At 41.1% G+C, this 10,809-nt stretch carries 9 protein-coding genes and 1 pseudogene; 7 read left to right on the top strand and 3 right to left on the bottom strand.

The annotated features are described in order from the left end of the window. Positions 1-39: 39 nt before the first annotated feature. Positions 40-1,644 (top strand): beta-N-acetylhexosaminidase, encoded by a 1,605-nt coding sequence (locus BACCELL_RS00690; protein ID WP_007209546.1) that lies wholly within the window; start codon positions 40-42, stop codon positions 1,642-1,644. Positions 1,645-1,670: 26 nt separating this feature from the next. Here the strand turns inward: BACCELL_RS00690 and BACCELL_RS00695 are convergent, their stop codons facing one another. Next, entirely contained in the window at positions 1,671-2,606 is a 936-nt protein-coding gene (locus tag BACCELL_RS00695; protein ID WP_007209547.1) for a DMT family transporter, read from the bottom strand. 311 nt (positions 2,607-2,917) lie between these two features. Here BACCELL_RS00695 and BACCELL_RS00700 point away from each other — a divergent pair, with 311 nt between their 5' ends. Together BACCELL_RS00700 and rsgA are read left to right on the top strand one after the other, a co-directional pair. Beyond that, the gene (locus BACCELL_RS00700) at positions 2,918-3,730 is read left to right on the top strand and encodes a class I SAM-dependent methyltransferase (protein WP_007209548.1); all 813 of its coding nucleotides are present in this window, start codon (positions 2,918-2,920) and stop codon (positions 3,728-3,730) included. After that, a complete protein-coding gene (gene rsgA / locus BACCELL_RS00705) occupies positions 3,727-4,782 on the top strand; it encodes a ribosome small subunit-dependent GTPase A (RefSeq protein WP_007209549.1) in 1,056 nt (351 codons plus the stop codon). The genes BACCELL_RS00700 and rsgA overlap by 4 nt, the downstream gene beginning before the upstream one ends. 70 nt (positions 4,783-4,852) lie before the next feature. On the opposite strand, the gene BACCELL_RS00710 is transcribed toward rsgA, so the two are convergent. Then, complete coding sequence (locus BACCELL_RS00710) at positions 4,853-5,164, bottom strand: helix-turn-helix domain-containing protein (protein ID WP_007209550.1); 312 nt, start codon at positions 5,162-5,164, stop codon at positions 4,853-4,855. 408 nt (positions 5,165-5,572) lie between these two features. On the opposite strand from BACCELL_RS00710, the gene BACCELL_RS00715 reads away from it, so the two are divergent. The 4 genes from BACCELL_RS00715 to BACCELL_RS00730 all read left to right on the top strand — a co-directional run bounded on the left by BACCELL_RS00715 (position 5,573) and on the right by BACCELL_RS00730 (position 10,275). After that, positions 5,573-6,925 carry an MATE family efflux transporter gene (locus BACCELL_RS00715; protein WP_007209551.1) on the top strand — a complete coding sequence of 451 codons (1,353 nt, stop codon included), beginning with the start codon at positions 5,573-5,575 and terminating at the stop codon, positions 6,923-6,925. A gap of 111 nt (positions 6,926-7,036) precedes the next feature. Beyond that, on the top strand, positions 7,037-7,372 hold the full coding sequence (locus BACCELL_RS00720; RefSeq protein WP_007209552.1) for a helix-turn-helix domain-containing protein: 336 nt from the start codon (positions 7,037-7,039) through the stop codon (positions 7,370-7,372). After that, positions 7,365-8,471 (top strand): type II toxin-antitoxin system HipA family toxin, encoded by a 1,107-nt coding sequence (locus tag BACCELL_RS00725; RefSeq protein ID WP_007209553.1) that lies wholly within the window; start codon positions 7,365-7,367, stop codon positions 8,469-8,471. Before BACCELL_RS00720 ends, BACCELL_RS00725 begins: the two co-directional genes overlap by 8 nt. Positions 8,472-8,523: 52 nt before the next feature. Next, positions 8,524-10,275, top strand: coding sequence for a PDDEXK family nuclease (locus BACCELL_RS00730; protein ID WP_007209554.1), 1,752 nt, complete (start codon positions 8,524-8,526; stop codon positions 10,273-10,275). 183 nt (positions 10,276-10,458) lie between these two features. Here BACCELL_RS00730 and BACCELL_RS00735 read toward each other — a convergent pair. Then, positions 10,459-10,809: pseudogene (locus BACCELL_RS00735) on the bottom strand (fimbrial protein); the annotation flags it as partial.

A 10,809-nucleotide genomic window follows, 5' to 3' on the forward strand; every position in this document is an offset into this window, starting at 1 on the left:
CAAGGATACTATATAACCATAATTTAAGTATACACATCAATGAAATCAAATATACTAATTCTCTTTTGTTGTTTCTTGTTTTTGGCGTCCTGCCAAGCTCCTTCTATTGAAGAGTACACTCTGCTTCCTCACCCAGTGGATATCAAATATATACCGGGAATGGTGAAACTAAAAACGCAACCGACACTTGTTTATCCGGGTGAACTGGCAAATGAAGCATTACTGCTCCAATGTTACTTGTCTTCTGATTTCTCTGTCCAGGCCACATTAAAGAAAAATAAGAAAAAGGGAGATATTATATTACAGTTAGATCCGGCAGTATTACCAGAACAGGCGGAAGGTTATATCTTAGATGCTACTTCTGGGAATATAGTACTTAAAGCCAATTCTCCTGCGGGTATATTAAATGCTATCCAGACATTCCGACAGGTTCTCAAAGTAAAAGACGGCAGGCTGATTGTACAGAAATCAACTCTTACGGATTATCCCGTTTTCTCATGGCGTGCTTTCATGTTGGACGAAGGACGCTATTTTAAAGGGAAGGAGGTCGTTTTTGATTTGCTGGATGAGATGGCGGCATTGAAGATGAATGTCTTCCACTGGCACTTGACAGACGACCAGGGCTGGCGCATAGAGATAAAGAAATACCCCAAACTAACGGAGATTGGTGCATGGCGTGACTCTTCAGAAATAGACCATTTTGGCAGCAATCGATATGATGGTAGACGCCATGGAGGTTTTTATACCCAGGAAGAGATTAAAGAAGTAGTAGATTATGCAGCGAAAAGGAATATTACTGTTATCCCGGAAATAGAGATGCCCGGGCATGCCAGTGCCGCCATTGCCGCTTACCCTTGGCTGGGGACAAGTGGAAAACAAATCAAAGTTCCTGGTAAGTTCGGAGTGCAATATGATATCTTTAATGTGGCTGATCCACGTGTGATACACTTCTTGAACGATGTAATGGATGAAGTGATAAGTTTGTTTCCGGCTCCTATATTCCATGTTGGAGGTGATGAAGTGAGATACAATCAATGGAAAGAGTCCGCACTTGTTCGGGAATATATGAGGAAGAATGATTTGAGGACTCCTGCCGAATTACAAGTGTTCTTCACAAACAATGTGTCTAATATATTGGCTTCTAAAGGTCGTCGGATGATGGGTTGGAATGAAATAACCGGTGATAAACTGCATGAGTTTCAATCGGAAACAGATACGAAAGGAAAGCAAAAGTTGGCTCCGGGAACAATCGTGCATTGCTGGAAAGGAGATCCTAAATTAATCAAGGAAGCTATAGAGAAAGGATATGACGTGGTAAATTCCTATCATTCGTATACTTATCTGGACTATACTTATGAAGCTATTCCACTGGAGAAAGCTTATAATTTTAATCCTGTGCCGGAAGGTCTGACAGAGAAACAAAAGGGTAAGGTACTTGGGCTGGGCTGTCAGATGTGGGGAGAGTTTATCCCGACGGTGAACAGTATGAACTTGAAAATCTATCCGCGCTTGGCTGCCTATGCTGAAGCCGGTTGGACTCAATCTTCTAATAAGGATTACAATCGTTTTCTGAATGTATTGGATGCATTCTTGAAGAAATGGAAACAGGAAGGGATTATTATCGAAGAGAATAGTGCATGGTAAGAAATACCAGAAAGGGGCATATTGGGTTAATGCCCCTTTTTCTTTATCGGCAATCGTGGGAACAACTTCCTGAACCGTACCAAATGTGTCGTAATATTGCTTCCGGCTATAATAAATGTCACAGCCAGGATAATCAATACAATTCCGCAACACAATCTGGGTGTCAGACTTTCCCCGAAAATTGTTACTCCGAAGAATACAGCCGTTACAGGTTCCAAAGCTCCGAGGATGGCTGTAGGGGTAGAACCTATATATTGCACAGCTTGCGTAGTGCAGAGGAAGGATATGGCTGTAGGGAAAATTGCTAATGCAATCAGGTTCCCCCATAAATACCATTTATCGACAACATGCAGGCTTTGCCCGAAATCTACACGGACTAAAAAGAGCGATAGGCCGAAAAGCAATACATAAAAAGTAACTTTAAGCGTTGCCACATCCTTTAATATCGGTCGGTTTACCCCTACGATATAAATAGCATAGGAGAGGGCCGATGCCATGACTAATCCAACACCAACCAGACTAAGCGTTGTACCGTCTCCTCCTTTATATAGTAACCCAATACCACTTAAAGCTAGGAAGATACATAAGACTGTTTGTAATGTGATTTTTTCCTTGAAAGCGACAGCCATAATCAGTGCCACCAAAATAGGATAGACAAACAGTATTGTTGAGGCAATACCGGCTTCCATATAGTTATAGCTTTGAAACAGGGTAAGAGAAGAAATGGCGACCAACCATCCCAGTATGACTAACGGCAATATTTCTTTCCGCTTTAGACTAAAACTTCTACCTCTCGCTTTGAGCATAATCCCCAGGATGGGAATGGCAAACAGATATCTGAAGAAAAGAACGGAATCCGGATTCATTCCTTCCTTATATAGTGGAAGGGTAAAGAGGGGATTCATACCATAAGTGGCGGCAGCAACGGCTCCCAATATATATCCTTTGACCTTTGTATTCATAAACACTAAATAATTTCTTAGTTCTGGTTTTCTTTGGGGGTGCAAAGGTAAATCTTTCCTTTATATATTGTCATTACAAACCTCTTAATTTTTGCTTTTTCCTGCCTTGGATGACTTCAGTTTTCGTATTCTCAAAATATTATTTATCTTTACGCCATGACAAAGACATTCAAATCGGATTTGGTTTAATAAACAATCTGTGTTTCTGATACAGATTGTCCCTTCGTTTACTCTCGGATAACTCCTTTCGAGAGTAGTTTTCTATTATTATAATTCAAGTTTAATCTGCGTACAATGATGAAGGCATTGTTATGCTTTCCGTGTATGCAAAATACATTAAGAAAATGAGTAACGAAAATAAAACAATTCACGATTTCGAACTTAAATTAATCTGTGACTTCTTCTCCAATATGGAACGCCAAGGACCCGGAAGTCCTGACGTAACACTGAAAGCACTGAGCTTTATAGATAACCTCACCGAAAAATCCCTTATCGCCGACATCGGCTGTGGAACTGGAGGACAGACAATGGTATTGGCCGGACACATTCCCGGGCAGATCACCGGACTTGACCTTTTCCCCGGCTTTATTGATATCTTCAATCGCAATGCAAAGCAAGCGGGTTTGCAGGACAGAGTGAAAGGCATTGTCGGTTCTATGGATAACCTTCCTTTTCAGAATGAGGAATTAGACCTGATCTGGTCGGAAGGAGCCATTTATAATATTGGTTTTGAACGGGGACTGAATGAGTGGCGTAGATATTTGAAACCAGGAGGATATATTGCCGTTTCTGAAAGTTCGTGGTTTACTGACGAACGTCCTACGGAAATCAATGACTTCTGGGTGAATGCGTATCCTGAAATAGATACGATTCCCAATCAGGTGGCCAAGATACACAAAGCAGGTTATCTTCCCGTCGCTACATTTATTTTGCCGGAAAATTGCTGGACAGAGCATTACTTTGCTGCAAAGATTGAAGCTCAGAAAATATTCCTTCATAAATATGCGGGAAATAAGATCGCCGAAGAATTCAGTTCGTTTCAGTTTGATGAAGAAGAACTATACAGTAAGTATAAAGCATTCTACGGTTATACATTTTTCATAGCAAAAAAGATAGAACAATGATTCATTTGAATAATTACGGTTGGAATGATAAGTTAAGCCAACTAAAGCAAGAGTCAACATACAATGCCCTTACACATGGACGTATATCCATCGTACACCGCACATGTTACGAGGTCGTTTCAGAAAACGGCCTGTTTCAGTGCGAACTGGCGGGGAATATGATGTATGGAAAATCAGACTTTGAACTCCCTTGTACCGGTGATTGGGTGCTTTTTCAACCATTCGACGAACATAATGGGATTATAGTGGATATGCTGCCTCGTGAACGGACTTTATATCGCAAGAAAAACGGAACGGTTGCCGATAAACAGGCCATTGCCTCGTATGTTGACAAGGCATTTATCGTGCAAAGTCTTGATGATAATTTCAATGTTCGCAGAGCCGAGCGTTTCATGGTTCAGATGCAGGAAGAGAATATTAATCCTGTATTGGTATTCAATAAGGCTGATTTAGGGTTTGACAAGCAGAAAGTTGAAGAACAGATCAGACACATTGCCCGTCAGATACCGGTATTTTTTACAAGTATTCATCAACCTCAGACGATTCTCCAATTACGGGAGTCTATATCGGCAGGCGAAACGGTTGTGTTTGTCGGCTCTTCAGGTGTAGGGAAAAGTTCTCTGGTGAATGCGCTTTGCGAGAAATCGGTATTACTAACGTCTGATATCAGCCTGTCCACGGGAAAAGGAAGACATACTTCTACTCGTCGGGAGATGGTATTGATGGACAGTTCAGGTGTATTAATCGATACTCCGGGCGTCCGGGAATTTGGCTTGGCCATTGACGATCCTGATTCTCTTGCAGAGGTATTGGAGATTTCAGATTATGCTGCATCATGTCGTTTCAAGGATTGCAAGCACATCAACGAACCCGGATGTGCCGTCTTAGAAGCGGTAAGTAGTGGCGTATTGGACCGTAAGGTTTATGAAAGTTATCTGAAACTTCGACGGGAAGCGTGGCATTTCTCTACTTCCGAACATGAAAAGCGTAAAAGGGATAAATCTTTTTCAAAACTCGTGGATGAGGTGAAGAAGCGTAAGGCAAATCGCTAATTTCTATTATAAGAGTGTGTCATTTACCTATTGGGTTTGTGACACACTTTCATTTTATATTTTCAGTGAATTATAAAAACGTAGGTGTGAACTCGATGCCTAAGGCACGGGCTATACGGAAGAAACTTGAAATCTGAATATCTGTTTCTCCCTTTTCTACACGGGCAATATAACTTCTTGCCGTACCAACCTTCTCTGCTAACTCCTGTTGAGTTATCTTTAGTTGCTTTCGACGATCACGTAAAATCTCACCATAATACCATGCTATTGACTTCTCATGAAAAACTGTACGAGATTCAGTTCCTGCTTCTCCATATTTATTGTCCAGTAGTTCACCTGCTGTATGTAGCTTGGCTAATTTATTCTCATCTAATTTTCTCATAACTCAAAGTCTTTTAATATCCGTTCTGCAATCTTAATTTGTTTATTGTAGTCTTGTAGCATGTGTAAAACTCTGTGAATTCATTTGAGAAATACAATTCGCGTATGTCGTTGTCCTTTTTATCTGTTGCTTTCATTGTGCAAATGTACCCAATTAGATACAATTGGGCAAGCAAAATATAAACTCTTGCAGATATTTAACTCTGATTTTTCTACACTATACCTTCACAATTGAGGAAACTATAGTCAGGGTTCATAGCTCTTGATACAGTTTTGCCGAGACACTTTTCTTCTGTAATGCTAGTAGAAGTGTTTTATTTCCGTTTCCTGTAAAAGCCGCCCCCATTACTTTGGGGTCGAGTGGAAATTCTTGTACCTTTGCACTCGTTTTTAGAAAAGAAGAATCACGATGATCAATAAATATGAAGAACGTCTGGGAACCGAGCGTATGTTGCCACTGGTTTTCAAGATGGCGCTTCCGGCAGTAGCAGCACAATTCGTCAATTTGCTTTATAGCATTGTCGACCGTATCTATATCGGACACATACCGGGCATCGGGACGGATGCATTGGCAGGCGTAGGGGTAACAATTTCTCTCGTGGTGTTGATTTCTTCTTTTTCAGCAATAGTGGGCGGTGGTGGTGCACCGTTGGCTGCCATAGCCCTCGGGCAAGGTGATCGCCAGCGTGCCGGAAAGATATTGGGGAATGGCTTCACCTTGCTGATTCTATTTACTTTAATTACTTCCTTCATTGCTTATACCTTCATGGAGCCTATCCTGCTCTTTACAGGCGCTTCGGAACATACATTGGGCTATGCGGTCGATTACCTTTCCATTTATTTGCTGGGAACTGTTTTTGTAGAGATTTCCACCGGACTGAATTCCTTTATCAATGCGCAGGGGCGTCCTGCCATTGCCATGTACTCTGTCTTAATCGGAGCTTTATTAAATATCATTCTTGATCCTATATTTATCTTCTGGTTTGATATGGGGGTGAAAGGTGCTGCTCTGGCTACGGTGATTTCTCAGGCTTGCAGTGCCGCATGGGTACTGTCTTTCCTGTTCTCCCGGAAGGCTTCTCTGCCTTTGGAGAGGCGCTATATGAAGTTGAATCGGGGAATTGTTGTTGCGATGTTGGGACTGGGAGTATCTCCGTTCATTATGGCCAGTACAGAGAGTTTGGTGGGCTTTGTGCTGAATAGTAGCTTGAAAGATTTTGGAGATATTTACGTCAGTGCGTTGACGATATTACAGACTTCGATGCAATTTGCCAGTGTGCCGCTGACGGGGTTTGCGCAAGGCTTTATTCCGATTGTAAGTTACAATTATGGGCATGGTGATAAACAGCGTGTGAAGGACTGTTTCCGTATTGCACTGATTACCATGTTCTCTTTTAATCTAATTCTGATGCTACTTATGATCCTGTTCCCGTCAACGGTTGCATCAGCTTTTACAAGTGATGAAAAGTTGATAGAAACGGTTCGTTGGACCATGCCTGTCTTTCTGGGTGGTATGACCATTTTCGGCTTGCAACGTGCCTGTCAGAATATGTTTGTTGCATTGGGGCAGGCTAAGATATCCATTTTTATCGCTTTGCTCCGCAAGGCCATTTTGTTGATTCCGTTAGCATTGATACTGCCGCATTATATGGGAGTGATCGGGGTATATGCGGCTGAGGCTATATCCGATGCTACGGCTGCAATTTGCTGTACGCTGTTGTTCTTTTGGCGGTTTCCTAAGATTTTGGGGAAAATGAAATAAGGTGGATAGAAGCCTTCCAACTACTTTAAAGTGATTATTTTCATCTTATTGGTTTGATAATAGAGAAACTTTGATTAACTTTGTAAGTGCTCATATAATAGTAATTATTGAATGAAAAATGGAATAAATGATAATATATTATCACTTATAAATAAAACTCCGGATTCGTTGATGCTGGGTATTGCTGAACGTGTAAAGTTGAGGCGACTGGAAAAGGGATGGACGCAAAATATGCTTGCTACGAAATCAGGAGTTTCTTTGGCTTCTTATAGGCGCTTTGAATCGTCAGGGGAAATGTCCTTACGTTCACTGGTGATGCTTGCCTTTGCGCTGGATATGACCGATGAATTCGAAGCTCTTTTCAACAGTAAGACCTATCAAAGTATTGATGATATACTAAGGGCAGGGCAACTAAAACAACGAAAACGGGGGAGTAGAAATGGATAATATTTCAATAATAGAGGTCTTTATATCTGGCAGGCGCATAGGGCGAATGGCTCTTACGCCTGAAGGTATGTGTGGTTTTGAATACGATGCGGATTGGATACAGACCGGTTTCTCAATATCTCCATTCTATTTACCGTTGAAATCGGGATTGATAATGGCTAAGCGAGATCCGTTTGGCGGAAACTTCGGAGTATTTGATGATAGCTTACCTGATGGTTGGGGTAATCTTCTGCTTGATCGCTATTTGCAAGAAAGAGGAATAGATCCATATAAGTTGAATATTTTAGAACGGTTATCTCTTATTGGTTCCACAGGACGTGGTGCGTTGGAATATTACCCGGATAAAAGTGTTGTAACTGATGCTGAGTATCTCAATTTTGATAGCTTGGCAAAAGAAGTTGCAAAGATACTTGAGAGCAAGGAAAGTAAAGGGTCGGTAGACCTGCTCTATAAATATGGAGGTTCATCGGGTGGTGCCCGTCCCAAAATATTTACCAAAGTAGATGGTCGTGAATGGCTTGTGAAATTTAAGGCTACAAATGATCCTGCTGATGTGGGAGAGATCGAGTACAACTATTCATTGCTCGCTCGTGATTGTGGAATACGAATGGCAGAAACTCGCTTGTTTGATAATCGTTACTTTGGAGTCGAACGATTTGACAGAGCTCCTCAAGGTAAAATCCATACGGTAAGTGCAGCAGGATTACTTCACGCTAACTATCGGATTCCAAGCCTTGATTACTCTATATTGCTTAAACTAACGCTGAATCTTACCAAGGATATGGAGCAAGTAGCAGAAATGTTTCGATTGATGGTGTTCAATGTATTGATTTCAAATAGGGATGATCATGCCAAAAACTTGTCTTTCCAATGGGCTAACGGAGCATGGAAACTTTCGCCGGCTTATGACCTTTTACCAAGTAATGGTTTTAATGGTTACCACACCACGACTATAAATGGAAAAGGAGAACCTGCACTTGCTGACGTCATTGCGTTGGCAGCTGAAATAGGGTTATCAAAACAATATGCAACTCAGACCATAGAAGAATTGACAGAGAAATGTGTTGCCAAAAAGATGGTAAAATTTAGGTTGAGATAATTACCGATTTGATGAGTATCATTTAGCTTATAACTTGATCGGTTTTAGTCGTATGGTAAAGAAAAAAACTCATATAGACTTCTGTCATGAATTGAAAGCACAGAATTTAAAAGTTATTGTCTTGGGAACATACAAGGATTACAACTCTAAAATTGCTGTAAGATGCGATAAATGTGGTTGTGAATGGTCGCCGCGTGCAGGAAGTCTATTGCACGGACATGGCTGTCCCAGGTGTGCCGGAGTCAAACTGAAATCTCATGCGGAGTTTGTGAAAGACTTAAAATCCCTGAGAGATGACGTTATCATAACTGGCCGGTATGTGAAGGCACTCGAAAAAACTAAATTCAGATTCTTGAAATGTGGACATGAGTGTGATATCACTCCTGCACATGTTCTTAGTGGCAGGGGATGTCCGGAATGTGGACGATCCCAGAAAGGAGCGTCTCAGCGCTTGACGATGGAGATATTTTTGGAGCGTCTCCATAAAATCGACCCGAATCTTGTTGTCAGCGAAGGTGCAATGTATATAAACAATCATACACTTATGCCGCTTCATTGTAATGCCTGCGGATATGAGTATCAAATAAGACCTCATGATGTTCTGAACCAACGTGGCTGTCCTAACTGTCACAGGTCCTGCACCTCCTTTTTAGAACAGTTCATATATCACTCATTTGCTCATATTCTGGGCGAATCTAAAGTCATGTCAAGAGAAAAAACGGTGATAGGAGTTGAATTAGACATATATGTGCCTGATTTAAAAGTAGCCGTAGAGCCCGGTTCGTGGCACTGGCATAAAAATATGGTAGCGAAAGACTGGGAAAAGCATCTATTGTGCAAAGATAAAGGCATCAAACTCATAACTATATACGACCACTATGATGATGCAACAGCTCCTTTCGATAATTGCCTGGTGACACATTGCGATCTTGTTTCTCGCCGGAATACAGATAAACTGATTGAAATAACAAAAAAGATTCTCTCCGAATTCGGATTAAATTCGAACCTTGGTACAAGTGAGTGGGAAAAAATTAAGAAGAATGCTCAAATTGATTCAAGACGAATGAGCACTGAGGAATTTAGAGAAGAACTGTCTAAAATAAATGATAAGATTGAAATTATTGGTGATTTTGCAGGAGCTAATAATAGAATTAAAGCACAATGTAAAGTCTGTAATCATGAATGGCATGTGAGACCGTCTTCTTTACGTTTAGGTTCGGGATGTCCTAAATGCGCCGGTACTTTAAAAATGACACATAATGACTTTGTTGAAAGATTAAATTCATTACAGCCCAATGTTATCCCTCTGGCAGAATATATCAATATTGATACTTCTATAAGAATAAAATGTAAAATATGTGGCTATATATGGTTTACCCAACCCTATCATCTTGTAGCGAAATATAATAGAACCGGCTGTCCGAAATGTGCCAATAAAGCACGGAGAACCCATGATGATTTTGTTGAGGAAATCGCAAAGCTGTTGCCTACAATTAAAGTTATAGGAACCTATGTAAGCAGGAATAAACCCATATTAGTACAATGTAGTGAATGTGGCAAGACCTGGCAGGCATATCCGGGAAATTTATTGCGGGGAAGCAGCTGTAAAAGCTGTAAATTCAAGAATACAGTGCGACAAAGAAGTAAGAAGATAAGGTGTATCACCACCGGAGAAATATTCAATACATTTAAAGAAGCTGCCGAAAAATACAATATAAGCTGCTCGACAATCTGTCTGTGTTGTAATGATAGCTCTAAGTATAAGCATGCCGGAGGATTGGAGTGGGAGTATACTATACTGTGAATCACGCTTTTTCTATGTTTTGGGCTTTACTAATTTATAGCCTTTGATATTTCCAGACGAAATCTATTCAAACCAAAGTAGGAAGAAAACCCCATCGTTTCCTTCCTACCCGATTCTTTATTTTCAGAAGTTTTTTTATTATGTCACAAAGACCTTTTTCATCATTTCTTCTTCATTTCCTATTTATGGTGCTTCCGTCACATTAACTGTTACCGTCACCTTCTTTGCCGCATCCGACAGATTCTGTATCTCAAAGGTTGCCTCCGCATTTGCCGGGAATGGTCCTGTGGGGAAATCCTTTGCATTTTGGTCCAGCGTCAAGGTATAGTCTATAGCTTCAGTACTATGTCCTTCCGTCTTATCCGCTTTCAGCCAGGCAGGCAAACCTACAATCCGGCTACCGCCTTTGGCAGTCACAGTAAGTTTCATGGACGAGGTGGTTCCGGCATTGGCCTGTTTCTGCATGCTGAGTGTTCCTGTGATCACATCCGGTGATTCACTTCCGGCAGTGTAGGTATTTGCCGCATCCGGTTC

The sequence above is a fragment of the Bacteroides cellulosilyticus DSM 14838 genome (assembly GCF_000158035.1).
GTDB lineage: Bacteria > Bacteroidota > Bacteroidia > Bacteroidales > Bacteroidaceae > Bacteroides > Bacteroides cellulosilyticus.